Annotated in this window: 5 protein-coding genes; all 5 read left to right on the top strand. The window is 29.0% G+C overall.

Translation table 11 applies throughout. The features are described from left to right. Positions 1–786: 786 nt before the first annotated feature. From fabD to BM384_RS01360, 5 genes are read left to right on the top strand one after another with little or no spacing between them, the layout of a single operon-like run. On the top strand, positions 787–2,454 hold the full coding sequence (gene fabD, locus BM384_RS01340; RefSeq protein WP_090009964.1) for an ACP S-malonyltransferase: 1,668 nt from the start codon (positions 787–789) through the stop codon (positions 2,452–2,454). A 36-nt stretch (positions 2,455–2,490) separates the two neighbouring features. Further along, positions 2,491–13,350 carry an SDR family NAD(P)-dependent oxidoreductase gene (locus BM384_RS01345; RefSeq protein ID WP_090009967.1) on the top strand — a complete coding sequence of 3,620 codons (10,860 nt, stop codon included), beginning with the start codon at positions 2,491–2,493 and terminating at the stop codon, positions 13,348–13,350. A gap of 3 nt (positions 13,351–13,353) precedes the next feature. After that, a complete protein-coding gene (locus tag BM384_RS01350) occupies positions 13,354–23,679 on the top strand; it encodes an SDR family NAD(P)-dependent oxidoreductase (RefSeq protein WP_090009969.1) in 10,326 nt (3,441 codons plus the stop codon). Between the two features lie 19 nt (positions 23,680–23,698). After that, a complete protein-coding gene (locus BM384_RS01355) occupies positions 23,699–25,282 on the top strand; it encodes an alpha/beta fold hydrolase (protein ID WP_090009972.1) in 1,584 nt (527 codons plus the stop codon). Continuing rightward, complete coding sequence (locus BM384_RS01360; protein WP_090009975.1) at positions 25,279–26,280, top strand: alpha/beta fold hydrolase; 1,002 nt, start codon at positions 25,279–25,281, stop codon at positions 26,278–26,280. Before BM384_RS01355 ends, BM384_RS01360 begins: the two co-directional genes overlap by 4 nt. The last annotated feature ends 28 nt before the right edge of the window (positions 26,281–26,308 follow it).

Raw genomic sequence — 26,308 nt, forward strand, 5'->3', positions numbered from 1 at the left:
TGTTATTCGGGTAATTCTAATTAAATGGAAACCCAACCAGTTACACGTAAAACTTCATTGAATGAGGTGATAGTCTATACAGCGGGTATGCATTATGCTCCCAGGAAAATCACATCAATTTCTCTATTCAAGAATATTAAGTTTTCACTAGTTAGGTTTAGTAGAAAAATATATAAATATTCGTCTACACTATTTAGTATTTCAAATACGAGGTTTAGTAGAAAAATATATAAATATTCGTCTACACTATTTAGTATTTCAAATACGAGGAAAGTATAAAATTTTTTTGATGTTAAACACTGATTTTAACTGGCTTTCTCCTATGGAAGTTATGAGATGCATTAAAAAATAATTATAGGCCGCAAAAGAACCTAAAAGCAAAATAATAAATTGTATTTTGGTATGAAATTATTTTACTTTTAGAACCTTTTGCATGGCAAAACAAAGCTGCTTCCTGCGCTGAAAAGCGTGGCGTCAGCCACTTTGTTCTTTATCAATAATTCTGCTATAAATAGAATTCTGAAATTTAACCTTAATGTGCAAAATTATCCTACTCCTATAAGTGGAGAGTGGGCTACGACTAAGATATTAAATAAGTTAAATATAAGGGTGAAAAAAGTTTTTTTAGAACATTAAACTATATTTGAAATGGGAGTTTATGGCGTGAAATTTACATTTTTATAGAAATAGAATTATTAAGAGAAAAAATTGAAATTTAATGTAAAAAATGATAATATAATACTGAAAAAGCGTAAAATTATCTTACAAATAAGGGGGTATTTAGAAATGACGACCTATATTTTTCCAGGGCAAGGAGCTCAATCTATAGGTATGGGGAAAGAGTTATTTGATGAATTTCCTAACATTACAGCTTCAGCAGATAGAATACTTGGCTATTCAATTAAAGACTTATGTTTATACGATAGTGAACATAAGCTTAACAATACAGAATATACACAACCAGCTTTGTATATTGTAAATATTCTCAATTATCTGAAAAAACTTAAAGATGGTGTAAGGCCAGATTATACGGCTGGGCATAGTTTAGGGGAATATTGTGCTCTTTATATAGCTGGAGCTTTTTCTTTTGAAGATGGACTTAGGCTTGTTATAAAGAGAGGTCAATTAATGGGGCGTGCAAAAAATGGAGGCATGGCTGCTGTTATTGGATTAAAGGAAGAAAAGGTAAAGAAGATCCTTAAAGAAAGTGAATATAGAGATGTTTCAATCTCAAACTATAATTCACCTGAACAATTTGTACTTTCTGGTACAACTAATGACATTAGAAATATTGCATCTTTATTTGAAGATGAAGGCGCAAGATATATTTTACTTAATGTTAGTGGTGCATTCCATTCTAAATTTATGGAAGAAGCAAAAGAAGAATTTGAAAAATATATAAGACAGTTTGAATTTTCTCATTTAAATATTCCTGTAATATCTACTTGTACAGCTAGACCTTATACTGATGATAATATCCATGAAAATTTAGTAAATCAAATTGTTGGAGGAGTTAAGTGGATTGATACAATAAGATTTTTAAGGGACTTAGGTGAAGAAAACATAATAGAAATAGGTCCTAAAAAAACCTTAACTAAGTTAGTACAAAAAATTAATGAGGCCTATGATAAGGAAAAGGTAGAAGAAAAGAATTCTTATAATATTAAATCTGTGGCAGAAGATGTAGAAAAGGAAGTTAAGAGATTAAAGGGACAGGTAAATTTATTTTGGAATAAGGAATTAAAAAAGTATAAAGAATATGGACTTAGAGACAATTTATCAGTAGTGGAATTTGGATGTGGGCCAGGCTATCTTACAGAGAAAATCTTAAATGAATTTAAAAATATAAAAGTCACAGGGGTAGAACTAGATCCTTATTTAGTTGAAGTGGCAAAAAAGAATTTATATAAAGAAAATTTAGACAGGGTAAAAGTAGTAAGAGGGAATATAACTAAGTGTGATATTGAGAGCAATAAATTTGATATAGCTATTATACGTTTGGTATTAGAACATCTTATAGATCCAGTAATAGCATTAAAAGAAGTATATAGAGTATTAAAACCTGGTGGAAAAGTAATTGTTATAGATAATGACTTTGAAATGCATATACGTTCATATCCTCATATTCCTGAGCTTAAAGAATTATATGATGCATACTGCAGAAAGAGAGAATCAGAAGGTGGAAGACCTATGATAGGAAGGGAGCTACCTGCATTATTAAGAAATGCAGATTTTAAAAATATAGACTTCGATATAATAAATGCTCATAATCAGATAATTGGAGATGATCCATTTTCTGAATCAGAGGGCTTAGGAATTCCAATAAAGTTAGTTAGAGATGGATTTCTAGATAGTAAAGTATTAGCTGGAATAACAGTAAAGTGGAACAAGCTTATGCAAACTAAAGACCACGTTATTTTAAGGCAATTATATATAGCAGTAGGTGAAAAATAAGGGATTTTAAAGATTATAAATGGGGGAGAGGAGTTTATGACAAAGTTAGAAGTAAAAAGATTAATCGCAAATATTTTAAGCGAAATACTTAACTTGTCTCATAGTAAGATAGAAAGATGTACAAACTTCATATCTATGGGAATGGATTCAAAAACAGTAGTGATATTTTGTGAAAAGTTATCTAAAGAATTTAAGCAAAATATAGGTATTGAAGTAATATATGATTATCCATCTTTAGCTGAACTTTCAGAATATTTTGCAAGTAATATAACTGAAGAAAAGTATGAAGGAAGTTCAAGTTTTAATATAGATGATATTATTAATAAAACTTTAAATGAAGTATTAGGCAGAAATGAATTTTTTAATGATAAGGATACTTTTTATTCAATAGGATTAGACTCTGTAAAGCTAGTAACTTTTGTTGAAAAAGTAAATAAAATATTTAACTTGTCTTTAGGGGTTGAAACTATATTTGACTTTCCTACAATTGGAGAATTTAAAGAAAATATAATTAATAATTCAAATGAATATGATAAAGATTTAAGTAATGAAGAATCATTCACAGAGCAAGGTGAAAAAATAGCAGTTATAGGTATGTCAGGAAAGCTAGGGGAAAATGAGAATTTAAATGAATATTGGGAAACCATATTAAAGGGAAAAAGTACAATTAAAAAAATTCATAGAGAAGGCTGGAATGTTAATGATACATACTCAGTTGCAAGTTTAATACCTAATATAGCAAAGTTTGATTGTGAATTCTTTAATATATCACCAAGAGAAGCATTAAGAATGGATCCACAGCAAAGGGTTTTAATGGAAGAAGTCTATAAAGCTTTAGAGGATAGTGGATATTCTAAGAAAAAGTTAGAAAGAAAAAAGGTTGGAGTATTTATAGGGGCAAGAGCTTCAGATTATATTAATAAAAATGTATTTAAAGAACACGGTATAGAATCTCAAATGTTTCTTGGAAGTGACATGGGCATAATGGCTGGACGTATTGCTTACTTTTATGATTTAAAGGGACCATGTTTAACAGTGGATACTGCATGTTCTTCAAGTTTAACAGCACTACATTTAGCTTGTGAAAGTATAAGGCGCAAGGAGTCATCTATGGCTATTGTTGGAAGTGTTTTCTTAATGACTGATTCAGATTTTTTAGTGGAAGCAGCTAAAACAGGAATATTATCTGAAAGTGGTGAATGCAGAACCTTTGATGAAAATGCAGATGGAACTATTTTAGGAGAGGGAACAGGAGCAGTAATATTAAAACCTTTAAAAGATGCTATTAAAGATAATGATAATATACATGCAGTTATATGTGGCACAGCAATGAATCAGGACGGAAAAACTAATGGAATTACAGCTCCAAGTGCAGTATCTCAAGAAGAATTAATTAAATCATCATTAAAAAATGCCAACACAAAAGCTGAAGATATAGGTTATATTGAGGTTCATGGTACTGGAACAAAATTGGGAGACCCAATTGAAATAAATGCACTTACTAAAACCTTTAGAAAAGAAACAGATAAAAAAGAGTTCTGTTATATTGGTTCTCATAAACCTTGCGTTGGACATACAATTGCATTATCTGGTTTAGCTGGGGTTTTTAAAACTATATCAATTCTAGAAAAATCTAAAATACCTCCAGTTTGTAAATTTAATGAATTAAATCATCATATTAATCTTAAGGATAGTCCATTTGTAATAAATAGGGAAAGCGTTAATTGGCTGCATGAAAATAATAAAAAGCATAAAGCAGCAGTTAGTTCCTTTGGATTTAGTGGCACTAATTGCAGCGTTATATTGGAAGAATGGAAAAATGAAAATGATGTTATTTCAAAAGAAAAGAATTATGTCTTTCCTATATCAGGGAGAACAGAGAAAGCTTTAAATAGAAAAATATCAGATTTAAAGGAATTTTTAATTAATAATAAAGATGCTCAAATTGGAAGCATTGCACGTGTACTTCAAGAGGGAAGAGACCATTTTACTTTTAGAAAAGCTTTTATAGCTAATAGTGTAGAAAATTTAATTAATCAGATAGAAGGAAATAGCTCTTATAATTTTTTTGATATAGATGAAGAAATTAAAAGTCTTAAAGAAAGATATGAAAAAGGAGAAGACATTAACTGGAGCTTTGATAATAAGAATAAATTAATAAGTATGCCTTCTTATCCTTTTGAAGGAGAAGATTATTGGCTTAGTACTAACCTTGAAAATAAAGAAGTAAAAAATGAAGATGAAACTTTTAAAAAAAGAGTATTTAAAGATGATGTTTTTATAAGAGATCACTTTATTCAAGGGAAAAATGTAATGCCTGGTGCAGGGCAGATAGTATATACCTTAGAGTTTTTAAAGAAGAAATTTAAAAATGATAATTTAGAAATAGATAATTTAAATTTATTTAGACCTATAGTTGTTAATTCTGATTATACAGATTTTACTTTTGATTTAGATGAAGACTTAAAGAAAGTAGAGATAAAATCTCATAATGGTGAAGTTATGACCAGGGCAGAAGTAAACTTAAACACTACTTATGAGTCCTATAATAACTATATAAATAATGAAAATATTTTAAGTATTAATGCTAAGACTATAAGAAAAAAGGATTTCTATGATAATTTAACTTTAAAAAAGAATGCAATTTATGGAGATACTCTTCAGGTTGTTGAAGAAATAAAGTGGGATAAAGATTATGCTTATGGAACTCTTAATTACTCTGAAAGTGCATTTAAAGAAACAGAAAAAATCATATCCATATTAGATGGAGCCCTTCAATGCTTATTAGTTTTCTATATGGATAATGACAATATGGCAGTTCCTTTTTCCTTTGAAAAAGTAAAACTATTAAAGGAATTTACCTCTGAAGTAAAGGTACAAATAGAGAGAACAGATAAGGATGAATACAACCTTTCTATTATGAATTTTAAAGGTGAAATATGTGCAATATTAAAAGGCATAACATTAAAGGTATTAGATAAAAAATTCAACTTAGATTTATTTGTACCTAAGTGGAAAAGAATAGAGGCTCCAAAGTTAGATGATACAAATTTAATAAACAAAAATATATTGATTATATATTCAAAGGATGGAGTAGAGGTAAAAAATAAATTAGAAGAACTTCATAAGATGAATTATGTAAATTCATTAATTATAGATGAAAATGTAATTCAGAATATTAATAGTTTTAGAAATGTAGATGAAATATATTATATTTCAAAAATATCTAAAAAAGAAGTTGATATAAATAGCTTAAGGGAATTAGAAGAGGCAGAAATCTTAAGTCTTGAGCCCTTATACAAAATAGTTAAGGGGATGGATGATAGCTTTAAAGAAAGACAACTAAAGTTTACTGTAATCACAAATAACAGCTATGGAACGGATGTATCATTATGTACAAATCCTTATTCAGCTTTAATGTTTGGCTTTGTAAAATCAATGAGCAAGGAGTATTATAACTGGAATATTTCTTTATTTGATTTAAATTATAATGCCTTATTAGAAAATGATTTTGAAGATGTGAAATACACAGCATGTGATGGTTTTAATAATGGAGAATATTTAATTAGTGACGGTAAAATTTATTCTCAGGAGCTAGCGGTTTTAGAAAAACCTGATATAAAAATTAATCCTTATAAAAATAATGGAGTGTATGTAGTAGTTGGAGGAACTGGAGGTATAGGATTAGAGTATTGTAAACACTTAGCCATTACAGCTCATGCCAAAATTGTAGTTATAGGAAGAAGAGAATATGATAATGAGATTAAAGAAAAGTTAAGGATTATAGAAGATTTAGGGGGAGAATTTGTTTACTATTCTTTAAATATAGCAGATGAAAATAGTCTATCTTCAATGATTTCTGAAGTTAAGAGAAGATGGGGAGCTATTAATGGAGTAATTCACTCAGCCTTAGTTTTAAGAGACATGGAAATAAAGAAAATGGATGAAAGAGATTTATATGATGTATTAGATCCAAAGGTAAAGGGAACTTGGAATCTTTATAACTCTTTCAAAAATGAGAACCTTGATTTTATGCTAGTTTTCTCCTCATGTCAGTCCTTTGTAGGAAATCCTAGCCAAAGTAATTATGCAGCTGCATCATCATTCCAAGATTCTTTTGTAAGTTTTATAGCCTTAAATAGTAGCTTCCCAGTAAAACTAATAAATTGGGGATATTGGGGAAGCGTTGGAGTTGTTTCTAATGAAAAATATAATAAAATCATGAAAATGCAAGGATATACTTCAATTGAAATTAATGATGGAATGAAGGTTATAGACACAATTTTAAGTAGCTTTGTAGATAGAGTTGTAGCAATAAAGGCAGAAGATGAAGTTTATAAAGCCATGGGAGTTAATAAAAAAATTACTATTAATACTAATTTAAAAACAGCTCTTCCTATAAGTGATGAAAATTTATTATTAAATATTATAAGTAGAGATAAAGATGAAGAAATAATAGAGTTTTTAAAGGATTTAGATATACTACAAAATACAGCAAAGTCTAAATTAATGGATATATTAGATTCTGGAGATATAAAAAAATCTAAAAGATTTGAAAGACTATTAACTGAATTATTAGGCATGATGAGTAGAAGCAAAGAAAGAAACTTAATAAGTTTTAAAGATTTTAATATATCAAATCCTAAACTAGAAGGCTTTAATAAATTAATAAGTGCATGTTTAGAAAATTATAAAGAAATAATTAATGGACAGGTATTAGCAACAGATATTATGTTCCCAGGTGGAAAATCTTCTTTAGTAGAACCTATTTATAAGGATAATCCTCTTTCTGATTACTGTATTGAAGTTATTTCAAGAATGATAGATAACATTATAAGCACTTGGAAGAGGGATGGAAATAAAGAAAAGATAAAAATAATTGAAATAGGTTCAGGTACAGGCTCCACAGCGGAAAAGGTTTGTAAGTGTTTATCTAAATTCTTAAAGGTAGAATACTGCTATACAGATATATCAAGGTCATTTTTAAATTATGGAAGTAGAAAGTTTAATGATAAATATGACTTTATTGAATACAAAATTTTAGATATAGAAAAAGATCCATTAAGTCAAGGATTTAATCAAGGTGATTTTGATATTGTTATTGCAACAAATGTATTACATGCAACAACTAATATTTCTAAAGTTCTAAGGAATGTTAAAAGCTTAATGAAAGCAAATGGTTTAGTTTTAATAAATGAAATAACTAAAAAACAAGATTATTTAACTATGACCTTTGGACTATTAGATGGTTGGTGGAAGTATGAAGATAAAACATATCGTGAGGCAGGAAGCCCTATATTAAGTGAAGAAAATTGGAGAAAACTTTTATATAAGGAAGGCTTTAAGGACACAAAATTTATTGGTTTACCTGTAGATAGTAAGGATATATGGTCTCAACATGTAATTGTATCTAAAAATAATGAGTGTATTGAAGTGTATAAATTAGAGAGAACAAGCCAAATATCAAATAATATGAATATTGAAAGTAAGGAGGTTAAATTGGAGGTGAAACAGGATAATATTAATGAAATCATACTTGAAAAAGTCTGTAGTATAGTTGAAAAATGTCTTGGACTTAGACATGAACAGATGGATATTCATAAACCTTTTGTTGATATGGGCTCAGATTCAATTATAAGTATGGAGATTATAACAGATATAAATAAGGAGCTTAATTTAAAGTTAAAAGCTATTGTACTTTATGATTATAACAATGTATATGCATTAACTGAGTATATTGCAAAAAAATATAAAGATCATATTGAAAGCACTTTTAACATTGAAGAGGTTGAAGAAATTAAAGAAGAAGTGAATAAGCATTCTTTAAATGTTGAGAAAAGTGAAATAGATATTAATAAAAATGATATAGCTATTATCGGTATATCAGGAAGATTTGCTGATTATGAAAATGTTGAAGAGTTTTGGACAGGGTTATGCAAAGGAAAAGATTCTGTAAGGGAAATACCTAAAGAGCGATGGGATGTTAATAAGTTCTATGATAAAGATATTAATAACTATGATAAGACTAACAGCAAGTGGTGTGGATGGCTTGAAAACTTTGATGAGTTTGATCCTTCATTTTTCAATATTTCTGGTTCTGAAGCTAAATATATGGACCCACAGCAAAGAATATTTTTAGAAGAATGCTGGATGAGTCTAGAGGATGCAGGCTATACAGGAGAAAAATTATCTAAATGTAGATGTGGAGTATTTGCAGGCATTATGGAAGGGGATTATTTAAAGAGACTTCAAAGTTTAAATATAAAGTTAGAACCACAAGCATTTTGGGGAAATGATTCTTCAATTTTAGCATCAAGAATATCTTATCTTTTAAATTTACATGGGCCATGTTTAACTTTAAATACTGCATGTTCATCTTCCTTTGTGGCAATTGACTTAGCTTGCAAGAGTATATTAACAGGGGAAAGCGATATTGCTATTGCAGGAGGAGCATATGTTTCTTCAACTCCAAACTATTATATTTTATCAAGTAATGCTGGAATGTTTTCACCTGTAGGTAAGTGTAAAACCTTTGATAATGATGCAGATGGCTTTGTTTTAGGAGAAGGAGCTGGAACTATAGTATTAAAGTCATTAGAGAAAGCAGTAAATGATGGTGATTATATATATGGAGTTATAAAAGGAAGTGCAATGAATCAAGATGGAAAGACTAATGGAATTACTGCACCAAATGGAATAGCTCAAAAGGAACTTGAACTAGAAGTATACAGAAATAATAATATAAATCCTGAAACAATTACCTATGTTGAAGCTCATGGAACTGGAACAAAACTTGGAGACCCAATTGAATTTCAGGCTTTAACTAATTCTTTTAGAGAATTTACAGATAAAAAAGAATTTTGTGGAATTGGATCATTAAAATCTAATATAGGTCATTTATCAGCAGCATCTGGAGTGGCAAGTTTAATAAAAGTACTTATGGCATTTAAACATAACTTAATACCACCTACTATTAATTTTAATAAGATAAATGATGAAATAGATTTAGAAGATAGTCCTTTTTATATAAATACTGAGCTTAGAGAATGGAAGAGAATGGATGATAAAAATAGAAGGGCAGCTATAAGTTCCTTTGGATTTAGTGGAACAAATGTACACCTAGTAGTAGAAGAATGGCCAAGGGAAAACTATGCTAAAGGTTTTATAGATTCTAATAAAGATTTCTTATTTGTATTCTCAGCAAAATCAGAAGAAAGATTAAGAAAGTATATAGTTAACTTTATTGATTTTATAAGGCTAAAGGAAAGGAATAAAGAAGAGGCTACTTATTATAATGCAGCCAATATAGCTTATTCCCTTCAAACAGGTAGAAAAGAAATGAAATATCGTATGGCTGTAAAAGCAGATAGTATAGAAGACTTAATTTATAAATTAAATAATTATATAAATGAAGAAATATTAGAAGATATATTTGTAGGACAAGCTGATAGCTATATTTCAAGTAATAATGTTTTATCTGGCATGATGCTTAAGAATGCAAGTTTAGAAGAAATGGCAAAAGCATGGATTAAAGGAATAGGTGTTAAATGGGAAGAACTTTATGAGAAACTTAAGGTTATTAATGTTCCTTTGCCAAAGTCAGTTTTATTAAAGAAAAAGTACTGGATTCAAGGAGATATAGAGTCTAGAGAAACAAAAAAAGAAGTATTTAAAGATGAATCTATTAATGTAGATATATATAAAGCTGAATGGGAAGAGGCCATTTTAGATTTAAATTTAAAAGATAATTCAGTTGTAGTAATAATAGATAATGATGATAGAGCCTTTGAATATTTAAAGAATAACAGGAAGTTTAGAAGTATAAAATTTGTTTTATTAGTTAAAGATTCTTTAGAGATAGATGAATCTATTAGGCTACTTAAAGAAAGATATGAATCTATAGACAGAATAGTAAATATAGCAGATTTAAGTAGAAGAGATGATAATGTAAAGGAATATAGTTTATTTTATTTAAAGTTAGTCCAAGCATTGAAAAGGAATTTTAATAATAAGAAGATAAATATTATTCATGCTATTAAAGATTCTAAGGATTACACTTTAGTAGCCCAGAAAGCTTTAAGTGGCTTTGCTAAAACTTTAAAAATTGAAAACCCTAATTTATCTTTAAAGACAGTAGTTCTTGAAGAAAATGATATTGATTTAGTTATTAATGAAATTGAAGATACAAAAGAAGTTGAAGTAAGATATTTAAATCATAAGAGAATGGTTAAAAAGCTAAAAGCTGTAGAGAAGGATAAGAAAGAAATTACAGGAGAATTAAAAGAAAAGGGAGTCTACATTATAACAGGTGGTATAGGTAGGCTTGGCAATATAATTGCAACTAATCTAGCAAAAGAATATAAAGCTAATTTAGTTATATGTGGACGTAAAGATATAAATAGTGAAATAGAAAGAAGTATAGATGAGCTTAAGACTTATGGTGCAAGAGTGTATTATTATAAAACTGATATTTCTAAATACGAGGAAGCAGATAAATTAATTAGGGATACTTTAAAAGCGTTTGGCAAAATAAATGGAGTTATTCATTGTGCAGGAACTATAAGTAAAAACTTAATATGGAATAAGACTTCAGAAGATTTTGAGACAACATTAAAGTCTAAGGTTTTAGGAACTATTAATTTAGATAAAGCTTTAGAAGATATTGATATAGATTTCTTTGCATTATTTTCATCAATCTCTAGTGAAATAGGTACTGTATATGTTTCTGATTATGCATATGCAAATAGCTTTATGAATTACTTTGCTGAATTTAGAGAAATTAAGAAAAGAAGAGCAGTGGCAAAGGGAAAAACTATTGCTATGTGCTGGCCTTTATGGAGGAATGGAGGAATGCAGATTGCAAGTGAAGGACAAAAATACATGAAGGAAAAGTACGGTTTAGAGCCTTTATCATCTAATGAAGGATGGAATGTATTTAAGTATTTAGTAAGGCATGAAGATTCTGAAGCAGTAATAATTAATGATTATAACAATAAATTTGCTTTAAGGTTACAAGAAGAAAAATCAAAAAAAACTATTGGCAGTACAAAGACTTACTTAAAAGGAGATTATGTTCAAAAGACATTAATAGATATATGTTCTAAGTTATTTGATCTTCCAGAAAGTGAAATTGATATAGATAGCAACTTTGATGAGTTTGGAATGGATTCAATATTTATGATGAAGCTTTTAGCAGAAATAGAAACTAGATTTAATACAGTAGTAGCACCTGATACTGTTTCTACCTATCCAACAATATCTAAATTAGAAAAATATCTTATGAGTCTAGATATACAAGTTACAGATGAACCTGAAGAAATAGAGGAAATAGTGGAGGTTCAGGATGTTGATTTTGTTGAAGAAAAGGAAGAAACCAATTTTAATAATAGCCTAGATAGTAATAAGCAAGGTAAAAAAGTTGCAGTTATAGGCTTAAGCTTAAAGTTCCCAGGCGCAGACTCTGCAAAGGAGTATTGGGAAGAACTATGCGCAGGGAAAGAAGCCTTTAAAGTTGTAGATTCTAGATGGGAAAACATAAAATACAGCAGCGTAGAAAATAAAAGAATAGAAAGCAGTTCAAAATTAAAATGGGGTGCATTTTTAGATAATATAGATGAATTTGATCCTAAACACTTCAAAATAAAAGAAGAGGATGCTATTTTTATGGACCCTGAACAGAGACTAGTGTTAAAACTTGCACAGGAACTTTTTGATAATGCAGGATACAGTAATGAAGAGATAAATGGAAAAAATATAAATGTTCTTATAGGTGCTAGCGATTCATCTTATATTAAGGTTCATAAGGATCAGGTTCCTCTTGAAAGATATAATCATATTTTAGTAGATATGATTACAAATATGATAGCTTCTCGCCTTTCTGATTATTTTAACTTAAAAGGTGAGTCTGCAGTTATAAATACTGCATGTTCTTCAGCATTAGTAGCTATTCATAAGGCATGTCAAGATATACTTCTTGGAAAATGTGAAATGGCAATAGCAGGAGGAGTTAAACTGCTAGTAGATCCTTTTGAAGTTGCAGGCTTTAGTGAGGCTGGAATACTTTCAAAGGATGGAAAAGTTAGAGTATTTGATAAGGATGCTTCAGGAACTCTTTTAGGTGAAGGGGCAGGACTTGTATTATTGAAAGATTATGATAAAGCAGTTAAGGATGGAGATAATATTTTAAGTGTTATTGTAGGTACTGCTGCCAATAATGATGGTAAAACCATGGGACTAACAGTTCCAGATAGAATTGGACAAAAAAATGTAATTATGTCTGCAATAAAGCAGAATAATATTGATGTTAATAAGATAAGGTACTTTGAAGCACATGGAACAGGAACCCTTCTTGGAGATCCAATAGAAATAAAGGCTGCTAGTGAAGCTTATGAGTGCTTTACAAATAAGAAAGGATACTGTGGGGTAGGTTCAGTTAAATCAAATATAGGACATCTTCTTCAGGCAGGAGGTATAGCTGGTTTTATAAAAATAGTATTATCAGCTTACAATAAAGAAATAGTTCCAACTCTTAATTGTAAAACTCCTCATCCACGTTTTAGATTTGAAGAAACACCATTTTATATAGCTCAAAATAGAGAAAAAATAGAAGCAGAAAATGATACATTTTATGAAGCTATATCATCCTTTGGATTTGGAGGTACTAACTGTCATGCTATAATTGAAAACTTTGATGAGAAAAAATGTGAAGGTTATAAGAGAGTTAGATTCCCTCTAGGAAACATTAAATGGAATAATAAAAAATACTGGCTTGGAAAAATACAGGATACTCAAAATCAAAAGGCAGATTACAGTCATTTGTTAAAAAAGATTATGAGTAAAGAATTAGATCCTAAAGAGGCAACAAAAATTATTTTAAAATTTAAAGAGGGGGTGTAACTTTTGGAAGTTTTGGATATTTTAAATAATTTAAATAGTGGCAAAATCGATATGAAGTATGCACAGTTATTACTAGAAGATGAAGTTGAGGAAGAAAAAACTTTAGAAGGACAATATAAAATAAACTTTAATTCTTCAGATGACTATGTTAAAGACCACATAGTTAATGGTGAAAAGATACTTTTAGGTGTTACTTATATTGGAAGTACTTTAAATCTTCTTAAGGATAAGGGATATTATTTTGATAATATACAGCTAAAAAATATCATATTGAAAAAAGCAATTATATTAGATGAGGGAAAAACAGCTGAGATATGCACATCTGTAGAGGATGAAGGTAAAAGCATAAGGGTATATAATTCTTTAAATGAAGAAGCAGCAAGTATGGATATAAAGAAAAATTCAGAAGTATATCCAAGGCCTAAGCTTGATTTTAGCAATATTAAACATAAAAAAATATTATCTGGAGAATCAATATATTCATTAGATAATGAATTAAAAATAATTCATGGAAAGTCTTTAAGGACAATTGATGAAATTATTGTTTTAAATGATAAGGAGTGTATTAGTAAATTATCATTAAAAAATACTGAGGAAAGGTTTAAAAAATGGCCTATCCATCCAGCTTTCATAGAGGCAGCCTCTATGAGCTGGATTCATATAGTACCTAAAGATGTATTAAAGACTTTTATACCACTTTCAATTAAATCAGTAGATATTTTTGATTTTTTAGCTTCAGATAATGCTTATAGCAAGGTTGAAGTTGTAAAGGTAAAGAAGGATTTAATTGAATTAAATATAGATTTGTATGATGAAAATAAAGTGCCTGTATTAAAGTTAAATGGCTTTGTATTAAAGTATTTTGGGAAAAGCAATAATAATGAGAAAAAGCATAATTTTAAGATAGATGAAGAAATAAAAAGATATATTCTAAATCATATTATTAAAATAGGTAACTTAGATGAAAAGGAAATAGATTTAAGTAAAAATTTTATGGAAATAGGTTTAGATTCTATTAAGCTTTTAGAGCTTGCAAAAAAAATAGAGCAGGAAATAGGAATTGAATTATATCCAACATTATTCTTTGAATATGAAAATGTAGAAGAATTAACTGAGTATTTCTTAAAGGAGCATAAGAATAATTTTAGTGAGTATTTAAGTAAGGGCTTAAGTGAAAATATAAAAGATCATGCTTTTGAAGGTGACATTAATAGTGAAATATCAAATTATATAATGGAAAAAATAATTAAAGTTAATCCAAGTCTTAAGGAAGCTATAGACTTTGAAAAAAATTTCATGGAAATAGGCTTAGATTCTGTTCAACTTTTAGATTTATCTAAAGATATAGAAAAGGAAATAGGAATTGAATTATATCCAACATTGTTTTTTGAATATCAAAATGTAATGGAGCTTACAGAATATTTTCTAGAAAACCATAAAGAAGAATTTAAAAAGTATTTTAACTTTGAGGAAGATAGCAGAAGTGATTTTAATTTAGAAAATAATTATGAGATAGAGGATACAGAATTTAAGGAAACTTTAGATAATGAAGATTATGAAGCGGATGAAGACATCGCAATTATTGGAATTGGAGGGATGTTACCTGAATCTTCAAATATTAATGAGTTCTGGAACAACATGTTACAGAAAAAAGATATGATTAAAGAAATTCCAAAGGACCATTTTGATTATAAAAAGTGGTATGACGAAAGAATACAGTATCCAGATAAGCTTTACTGCAAGTATGGAAGTTTTATTAAAGATGTGGATAAGTTTGATGCAAAGTTCTTTGGTGTTTCTAAAATAGAAGCAGAAGTTATGGACCCACAGCTTAGAAAACTTTTAGAAGTTACTCATAATGCTTTAGAAGATTCGGGATATATAAATAAAATTAAAGGAAGTAATACAGGATATTATGTAGGAACATGCTTTCATGATTATTTATACGAATTATTAAAGTCTGGCAGAAGAGTGGGACCTTATGATGGAACAGGTAATGCAGCTACCATGCTTTCTAATTACCCATCCTTTTATTATGATTTAAAAGGTCCAAGCATCTCTGTAGATACTGCATGTTCATCATCTTTAGTTGCTTTGCACTTAGCCTGCACTGCAATTAATAATAAAGAATGTGATATGGCTATTGTAACTGGTGTTAATCTTTTGCTTAGTCCATGGCACTATGTTTATTTCTCTAGTACTGGAGCTTTATCTAAAAGTGGAAGATGTCATACCTTTGACAGCAAAGCAGATGGATATGTTCCAGGTGAAGCTGTAGCTGCATTTGTTATAAAGCCATTAAAAAAGGCTAAAGAGGATAAGGACAATATTTATGCAGTAATTAAAGGAAGTGCAGTTAATCATGGAGGACATGCCTCAAATATAACAGCTCCTAACATAAAGAGAGAAACAGAAGTAATATGTAAGGCTTGGAATAAGGCAGGAATAAACCCAGATAGAATTAATTTTATAGAGACTCATGGAACTGGAACTAAACTAGGAGACCCTATTGAAGTTGAAGCTATTAAGTCAAGCTTTAAGAAATTAAATAGAGGTAATAATAAATGCTTTATTAGTTCTGCAAAAGCAAGTATTGGACATACAGAAGGAGCCGCAGGATTAGTAGGTATTTTAAGGGTCATTCTTGCAATGAAGAGTAAGATAATCCCTGCTATGCCAAAATATGAAGAGATGAATCCTCTTATTAATATTAAAGATACGCCTCTAGTAATTAATAAAGAAGCTACCTTCTGGGAAAGGGTAAATGATGAGCCTAGAGCAGCAGGAGTTAGTGCCTTTGGTATTGGGGGAACTTATGCTCATGTAGTTATTGAAGAATATAATAATGATGCTTCTAAGGCTGAAGAAAATACACTTCCAGAGATTATTACTTTATCAGCTAAAAATAAAGAATCATTAAATAAACAAGTTCAAAATTTATATGATTATTTAAGTGAGAATGAAGATATTTCTTTAAGTGATGTAAGTTATACATTAAATACAGGAAGAGAAAATTATAATGAACGTATTGCAATAATAGCAGACAATATGAAAGATTTATTATCTAAGTTAAAGATAATACTTTTAAAAGAAGATAGAAATAATGAAGATATATGTTTGGGTAATGCACAAAAGGAGTATGCTAAGTCCTTTGTAAAAAGTAATGATTTAAAAGAATTAATAGAAAAGTGGACTGTAGGTTATTTAATTGACTGGTCAAAATATTATGAAGGAAGAGAAGGAAGAATAATATCCCTTCCAACTTATTCTTTTGATGAAAAATTATATTGGGCCAAAGAAGTTGTTAGAAACTTAGATGAAGAAGATAGAGCTGATAATATTGTAAATACTATTGTAGGAAATAGCTATGATGTAAAAGATAATATAGCTGAATTTGATGTAAAGTTAGATGGAAATGAGTTCTATTTAAATGAGCATAAACTTCATGGTGAAAAAGTATTAGTTGGAGCTGCATTTATTGAAATGTCCTTAGAAGCTTTAAATGTAATACGCTCTAAGGAAAACTTTAAACTTAGAAATATTCAATGGTATAGAACTATTAGTTTTAAGGAAGATAAAAAGAATTTTAAATTAAGAATAGATAAAGAAAAAAAAGTAATAACTATTCTTTCAAAGGATTTAAATATAACTTACTTCAAAGCAGAATTTGAAGAAAATTTAGATGAAGGACATAGGATAGATATTCCAAATAAAAATGAAGCTAAGTATAAGTTTAGTGGAATGAAGAAAAATGAAGATATATATATAAATTTTGAAAGTTTAGGATTGAATCTTGGAAAGTCTTTTAGAGTTGTAGAGGAATTTTATTACAATGATGAAAATGCTGTATCCTTCATAAATTCAAGTTTAGATGCTAATTTATACAAGATGCATCCAGCACTATTAGACGGTTCATTCCATGGTGTAAGTGCCTTTTTCTTAGATGAAAAGGAAAGTATAAATGTTCCTTTCTCAGTAGGAGAAGTAAAGCTATTTAATGACTTTGAAAAATCTATGGTGGTATTTCTAAAGCGTACAAAGAAAAATATAAATAGTCATATTAATACCTTTGATATAGATATTTACTCAACTAATGGAAAAGCTATTGCAAGTATACGTGATTTTTCAGCAAGGAAAATACTAAAAAAAGATGTAGAAACTCAAAAGGAAAGTAAGGAAATAGAGACTACCTATATAACAAGTATAGTTAAGGAAACAGATAGTTTACAAAGAAATAGTGATATATGGAAAAGAGGAGTTTTAGTATTTAGCGAAACTCATGATTTTGATAAAAGGCTTATTTATGAAAAATATGATACTGATTTAATAGTTATAGTAAATAAGGGTAAAGAATTTAGAAAGATAAAAAATAACCACTATGAAATAAACCCACATAGTAAAGAGGATTATAAATTATTATGGCAGGATATAAAAAATGATTTGGTAAATATTACTTCAATAATATATTTTGCAAGGGAAGTAAAGAACTTTAATAAAGACAATTTAATATCAGAGTATTTAGAAAAAGGTCCATTAGAGTATATGTATATATGCCAGACTATTTCTAAGTTTAAGCTAAATAATAACCTAAATATATATTACTTATATCATTTTAAAGATGAAGATGAAGATATAATTCATGAAGCCCTACTTAGCATGTCTAAATCTATAAAGAGAGAAAACAAAAAGTTAAGGCTTAAGATAATTGGATATGATGAAGGAGTAGGTAATAAAGATTTATATAATATTTTAGATAGTGAGTCTCAAACAGAAGATTTAGATGTAGTCTACAAGGAAAATAAAAGGTATAAGAGAGTTTTTGTTCCATTAAAGGATGATAAAAAAATAGTCTCAAATATAAAAGAAGGATCAGTTATTTTAATTACTGGTGGCAATGGAACTATTGGATTTGAAATGGCAAAATATTTTGCTAAAAACTATAAAGCAAAGCTAGTTTTAATAGGAAGAAGAATTATTGATGATATAAGTAGAGTTTATGAGGAAATTAAGTCATTAGGTGGAGAGTGTATATATTATCGTGCTGATGTGTGTAAGGCAGATGATATGAAAAGAATAATAGAAAAGGCAAAATTAAATTTTGGATCTATTGATGGAATTATTCATTGTGCTGGAATAATAAAAGATAGAAGCTTTATGTTTAAAGATATAGAAGAGGTTGATGAAGTTTTAGCACCAAAGATATATGGAAGCATGATTTTAGATTCAATTACAAAGAATGAAAACTTAAGCTTTTTTATAACTATATCTTCAGTATCAGCAGTTATTGGAAGTGTTGGTCAGTGTGATTATGCTTATGCTAATAGCTTTATGGACAAGTTCTGTGAGTATAGAAATAAGAAAGTTTTAATGGGAGATAGAGCTGGACATTCATTATCAATAAATTATTCCTTTTGGAAAGATGGAGGAATGAAACTGCCTAAGGAAGTTTTAGAAAAGTATGAAGCTGAGTTAGGACTACTACCAATTTCTAAAGAAATAGCCTTAAAAACATTAGAATATGGATTAAGTAAAAAAGTTAATCATATATGTGTTATGCGTGGAGTACCAAGCAAGATGAAAACATCTTTAAATGATATTAAGTGGAGTGATAAAGAATATATTGTTCCTATATCAAAGGGAGTGAATAGAAGAATGAAGGTAACTGAAAATTTACTTAAAGAAGAGCTTAGAAATATTTTAACAAACTTAGCAAAAGAAGATGATGTAGACATAAGAGATGATATAAAAATAGAAGAGTATGGAATAAACTCTATTGGCTATGCTGAATTTGCAAATGAGGTAAATGAAAAGTTAAATATAGATATTTCTCCTGCTATTTTCTTCTCTAATCCTTCTATTGCAGAGCTAGCAAAGGAAATAATTAAAGAATATCCAAGCATTTTTGAAGATATAAAGGAAACAGATAAGGAAGAAAAGTTATTAGATTATGATATGACATTAAAAGAGGATAACTATTATGAGGAGGCAGTTCCAATAGTTAACAAAAAAGATAGTGTTAATTTAAATACTGATGTAGCTATTATAGGAATGGATTGTGTATTTCCTGGGGCTAAAGATGCAGATAGTTTTTGGGAAAATTTAAGAAGTGGAAAAGAATCTATAGTTGAAATTCCTAAAAGTAGATGGGACTTTAGAGATTACTTAGAAGATAGTGATTCAGTAAAATGGGGTGGCTTTATTGAAGATGTAGATGTTTTTGATAACAAGTTTTTCAAAGTTACTCCAAGAGAAGCAGAGCAAATGGATCCTCAACAAAGACTTTTCTTAAAGATGGTATGGAGAAGTATTGAAGATAGTGGACATTCACCTAAGGAACTTTCAGGAAAGAATGTAGGAGTATTTGTAGGAGCATCAAGTTATGATTATATGGATTTAATGAGAACTAATAATAATGAAGTTGAAGCTTATACCTCTCTAGGAAACTCTCATTCTATGATTGCTAATAGAGTGTCGTATTTCTTAAATTTACATGGCCCTAGTGAAGCAATAGATACTGCTTGTTCTAGTTCTTTAGTAGCAATATCTAGAGCTGTAGAATTATTAAAAAATGGAGATTGTGAATATGCCATTGCAGGTGGAATTAATTTAATGTTAAGTCCTACATTACATCAGTCCTTTGAAAAGGCAGGAATGTTAAGTAAGAAAGGTCACTGTAGTACTTTTGACAAAGATGCTGATGGATATGTTAGAGGAGAAGGGGGAGGAGTAGTCTTACTTAAACCTCTAGATAAAGCAATAAGAGATAAAGATAATATCTATGCTGTAATAAAGGGAACATCAGTAAATCATGGAGGAAGAGCAAACTTTATAACTGCACCTAACCCTGATGCCCAGGCAGAACTTATAACTTCATGTTATGAAAAGGCAGGTATTGATTTTTCAACAATTAAATATATTGAAACTCATGGAACAGGAACTTCCCTTGGAGATGCAGTTGAAATAGCTGGATTAAATAAAGCTTATAAAAATTCTTTATCAAAACATAATAAGGTTTACGGAGAAGATTCAAAATGTCTTATTGGTTCAGTAAAAACTAATATTGGTCACTTAGAAGCTGCTTCAGGAATGGCAAGTTTAATAAAATCAATTTTAATATTAAAAAATGAAGAAATAGTACCTCATTTAAATGTTAAAGAGATTAATCCTAATTTAAATCTAGAAAAAAGCCATTTTACTATTGTAAATAAGCTTACTAGTTGGAAGGCTCATTATGAAACTCCAAGAAGAATTGGAATTAGTTCTTTTGGATTTGGAGGAACTAATGCTCATTTAATATTAGAAGATTATAAAAATAGCTTTGACAAAAGATTTGATGAAAATAGAGATAAAACTCATATATTCACTTTCTCTTCAATGTCTGAAGAAAGCCTAAAGGAATATATGAAAGAATTTGATTCCTTCTTAGAAAATGAGGGAAGTAATTATACATTAGAAGAAATTGAATGTAGTCTTCATAGAGTTAGATCTGATATGGATATTAGATTAGCTATTATAGCTTCAAGTAGAGAAGAGCTAAAGAGAAAAATAAGTCTTGTTATAGAAAAAGGATTTTATACTAAGGGAATATATTTTGGCAAAGTAGATGGTGAAGATAAAATAGCAGATATTTTATCAGGAGATGCAGGAGAAATATTCATAAGACAGCTTCTTAAAGATGAGGAATATGAAAAGATAGCAGTGCTTTGGATTAGAGGCATTAATGTGAAATGGATAGATTCTAATAAGATAAGACATATTTCCTTACCTAAGTATGTATTTGAAAAGCAAAGGTTCTGGGGAATTAAGAAGAAAGAAATAGATAAAAACATTTCTAAAGATATTGGAAAGATTGTAGAAGTAGAAGAAGTTAAAGAGGTTATAGAGGTCACAGACATTAAAGAAACTTCAGAAGATATTGAAATAGAAGATTATTTAAAGAAGACCATAGCAGAAATTATTAAGATTGATGTTAAAGATATTCATGAAGATGAAGTATTTGCAGAAATGGGACTAGATTCTATATTATCTATGGAATTATTACAGAAAATTAGAGAAAAGTATGGAATTAGATTGTTCCCTAATGAGTTATTAATAAACCCAACAATTAAAGGGGTAAGAGGTCTTATAGAAGAGAGTTTAAAGGAAACTAAAGGGGAAGATTTAAAGGAAGATTTAAATATAGAAGAAAAGTTACCTGAAAAATCTAAAAAAGTTGTATATGTCTTTAGTTCTCCAAGGTCAGGTTCTACTTTATTTAGAACTATGCTTATGGGAAATTCTGAAATGTTTGCACCATCAGAGCTTATGCTTCTTCCATATGACAATTTAAAAGAGTGGGATGAAGATTTAAATTCTAAAAAATGGGTACATTTTAAAGATGGATTAATTCAAACTATAAAGGTTTTAAAGAATATAAGTGCAGATGAGGCAGTAGCAGAAGTTAAGGATATGGTTAAGAATGAAGTGAAAATTAGCGAGGTATATAAAATGCTTCAAGCTTTAGCTTCAGAAAAATACTTTGTAGATAAGACTCCTCCATATTCAGAAAGTGTAGACATATTAAAGAAAGCAGAAGAAACAACTCCAAATGCTTTATATATTTATTTACACAGAAATCCTTTATCTGTAATGGAGTCACTAGTTAGAAATAGGTTCCATAAGTTATTAAATGTAAATGAAGAACCATGGAAATTTGCAGATGAAGCATGGAGAAATGCTAATGAAAATATTATAAATTTCCTAGATACAGTAGATGATTCAAGAAAGATTGAAGTAGCCTATGAAGATTTAGTGGCATCACCTAAGGAAGAAATGGAGAGAATCTGTAACTGGCTTGGCATTGAGTATGAAGATTCTATGATAAACCCATATGAGGGAGATAAGATGAGAGATGGATTAAGAGAAAATTCAATGCCTGTTGGTGATCCAAACTTTTTAACTCATAAAAAGATAGAACCTGAATTAGCATTAGCATGGAAAAAGAATATTAAATATGTAGAAAAATTAAGTAATGAAACTAAGAGTTTAGCAGAAAAGTTAGGCTATGTCTTTGAAGAAGGGTTAGAAGTATATAGTCCTTACAAATTAGGACCTTCACAAAAGGGTTTTATAAATTATATAAGAGAATATGATGAAACAATACAATTTACTATGGTTCAATCTGGGGAGATAAGCCTTAAAGAAAAACTAGACTTAAAGAAGATGAATAAAGCTATAGAAAACTTAGTTAAGGCTCATCCAGTTTTAACAAATAAGTTCTTTATTAAAGATGGAGAGTGGTATCAAGGACCTTCTGAATATAATACTATTCCGATAAAGGTTATTGATGGAACTACATGGGATAAAGATGAATTTAATGATAAAAGGCAATATTTAATTGATGAAGGACTTAAGGAAATAGATATTTTTAAAGGAAAGCTAATATCAATGATAGCTCTAAAAAAAGATGATTTAGTTTATGAATTCACATTAATAATTCATCATTTTGTTTGTGATGCAGTATCTTCAGGAGTTATATGGAAAGAACTTTTTGAAAGATATAATGGAAAAATTTCTGATAGTAATTTTGTAGACACAGGATATGAAGAATATATAAATAATCTTGATAAGATAATGAAGTCTACAGTTTATAAGGGCTCTCTTAAAGCTTGGAAGGAAGCAATACCTGTTAAGGATATAAAGAAAATAAAATTAACTAATAATACTCAAGCGGATAGAAGAGAAAAAAGAGAGATTTTAAATTTTAGAGATATTGGGGACATTAAAGATAAGAGTAGAATATTCCACATAGTAGGTGCAGCTTTATATTTAGCAGTTCAAGAAGTTACTGAAGATAGTAATGTATGTATTGCTCATATGTTAGGGCAAAGGAATTTACCTATGAAGAGAAATGTTAATGAAATAGTTGGATGTTTTGTAGATGATATACCTATTTATATTAATGTAGATTCTAATAAGGAATATTCTGAAATAATAAATGAGTTTAAAAAGAAATTTAGCAAGTTTTCATCAATTAGTAGTAGTTATGGTGTACTTGCAAGTAAAGGAAAATTACCTGATGTTTATAAACTGTGCAACGTAAGATTAAATTATCAGCCTTATAGATTAAATGAGTTAGGTTTTAATGCATGGTCAACTGATTTACATGTTGCACCTAATTTACCTCATAAGTATGTATACAATTGTATAGTTCAAGAATTAGAAGATGGATTAAGATTTGAAGTAAGATACTCAGGAAAACATATGAAAACTGAAGAGGTACAAGGGTTTATTGATAGGTGGATTTCATTAATTAAGAAAATTTATATTGAGTCTAGTGAAGAGTTATAAAAGGGGGAAGAACACTTTTATGGAAATTGAAATTGAAAATAGAAAAGTAGTTATTGAAGAAGTAGGAGATAGAAATAATATACCAGTTATTATGGTGCCGGCAATTGGAAGACCGGCATCAGACTTTAGATTATTATCTGAAAAGTTAGCTAAAAATGGATATTGGGCTTTAATGTTTAATCCTAGAGGAGTAAAAGGAAGTACTGGACTTGATGAATCTCTAAAAATTGATGATGTAGCAAGGGATGTTTATTTAGTTTTAAAAAAACTTGGAGCTTCAAAAGCACATTTTATTGGAAATGCCTTTGGAACTAGAGTTGCAAGAATGATGGCTGAAAAGTATCCAAAGATAGCTTTAAGTTCAACTAGTATAACAATGGGTGGCTTTTTAGCACCTCAGCTTCCTTATCCCCTATTAGCTTTAGACATGATAAAAAATAAGGAAAATAAAAAAGAAAATTTTAAAGATGTTATAGAAGAAGCATATTTTTCAAAGGGAAATGACTGTAGTATATGGCTTGATGGATGGTGTACAGATGTAATACCAGCTTATACATTAGCCCTTACAAGAACATCTATAGAAGAATTAAAATCTGCAGGGTCAGCACCAATGCTAATAGTTCAAGGAGAAGATGATGTATTTGCACCTGTATTGGCAGGAGAAATTATGAAAAGTAAGCTAAAAGAACAGGTAAGAGTAGAAAACCTTCCTAAAGCTGCACATGAAATTTTGCATGAACAGCCAGAGTTATTAGCAAAGGTAATTATAAAGTTTTTAAAAGATGTAGATAATAATAGATTTTTCAATGATTCTTCAAGTGAAAAAGATCATTTAAAGGAAATAGATAAAGTAATATTTAATGATAAAACACTAAATCATAAGATACTTAAAAGAATAGAAAATCATAATGAATTTTTTAAAACTTATTTAAAGGATAAAAAGGTTATTTTAGATTATGGATGTGGAGTAGGAAATACAACTACTGAATTAGCAAAATCTTATGGAATAGAAAAAGTATACGGATTAGATAGTAGTGAAGCGTTAATAAAGTTAGCTAAAGAAAAAGCTACAGAAAATATTGAATTTATTAAAAGTGATATATATAAATTGCCTTTTAGTGATAACTTCTTTGATGCAGTATGGGTTAATGAACGTATATTGTATTTAGAAAATCCAGTAAAACTATTAAGGGAAGCTTATAGAGTCTTAAAAGATGGTGGAGTTATAGGCATTAATTCTATGGATTTTGATAGTAATATTACTACAGTAGATTCAGAAATTATAAATGAAACTATTAATGATATTGAAAATGCACTTAAAGAAAAGGGCTATAACATAAGACAAGGAAAATATAATGCTCACCTGTTAGATAGAGCAGGCTTTAAAAAAATAGTTTCTAAGGCAGAAGTAGAATGTTACTCTTCAGTAGAGGACAAGGAGAACTTAGCAAGTTTTATGGTTGATATAAAAGAAAGTCTAGGAGAACATGACAATTTAGATGATGTAAAAAAAGCATGGAAGGTTTGGATAGAAGAATCTTGGTCATTCTTTTCAATAGCTAACTGCAGAGCAATTGGATGGAAGGAAAGTAAAGAAGAATGATAAATAGATTTCATAAGATACTTTTAAAATTCTTTGGATTAATTTTCTTAGAAGTAGTTATAGCAATTTTTACTTCAAAACTTAGATGGATTTTTATATTAATGATTATTCTAGAAACATTAATAGTAATGATTTTGCCAGTTATAAGAAAAAGAGGGGGATATAAAGCCCGTTATGAAAATAATGATAAAGATACTTTTATAAAGTTAAATTCAGGATATGTAAGGTATAAGTTAATGGGACAGGTTAATGATCCTTTAGTTATTCTTATAAATGGTTTTCCAATGCCTTATGAAATATGGGATAAAAATATTGAAAAGCTAGTTAATAGTAATTACAGGGTTTTGCAGTTTGATTTCTTTGGTTTAGGGTATTCTGAGTATCCTAAAAAGGATAAGGTGAATTTTAAATTATACTGCAGGCAGATTAGTGAACTTGTTGATAAATTAAATATTACATCAACCATAAATGTAGTGGCATTTTCAGCAGGATGTAGTATTGCAGCAAAATTTATAGAAAGTTATACAAAGTATGACTTTGGAAAAGTTGTATTTATTGGGCCTATGGTTAAGGGACAAAATATTTCTCCTTTTAATTGGCCTTTTGTAGGTGAATACTTTACAAGTATATTTATGGGCAATGCACTAAACAATATATTCTATAGTAACTTTAATAAGAAAATAGATTTAGATAGATTTAAAGAAAAGTTTTTTAATCAAAAGAAATTAAAGTCCTTTTATAAAGGATGGCTAAGCTTTTATAGAACTGTGTTTCCAGAGGTAAATTTAAAAATTTATGAAGGGTTAAAGGATAAAAAAATTATGGTACACGTTATATGTGGTAAGGAAGATAAAGTAGTGCCTTTAGAAGATTCTCTACTACTAAAAGAGTCTTTTAACTGGCCAGTAGAAATAGTTGAAGATGGGGGACATGCTGTACAGTATGACTGCTATGAAAAAGTGAATTTAAGCATATTAAAATTTTTATCACAAATGTAAGAAATAAAAAATTAGGGGGTAAAATTCA

This window comes from Clostridium sp. DSM 8431 (assembly GCF_900116755.1).
Taxonomy (GTDB): Bacteria; Bacillota; Clostridia; order Clostridiales; family Clostridiaceae; genus Clostridium.

Coding starts and splice junctions, on each gene's coding strand:
- BM384_RS01360 (WP_090009975.1), top strand. CDS start 25,279: ATGATAAATAGATTTCATAAGATACTTTTAAAATTCTTTGGATTAATT.
- BM384_RS01355 (WP_090009972.1), top strand. CDS start 23,699: ATGGAAATTGAAATTGAAAATAGAAAAGTAGTTATTGAAGAAGTAGGA.
- BM384_RS01345 (WP_090009967.1), top strand. CDS start 2,491: ATGACAAAGTTAGAAGTAAAAAGATTAATCGCAAATATTTTAAGCGAA.
- fabD (WP_090009964.1), top strand. CDS start 787: ATGACGACCTATATTTTTCCAGGGCAAGGAGCTCAATCTATAGGTATG.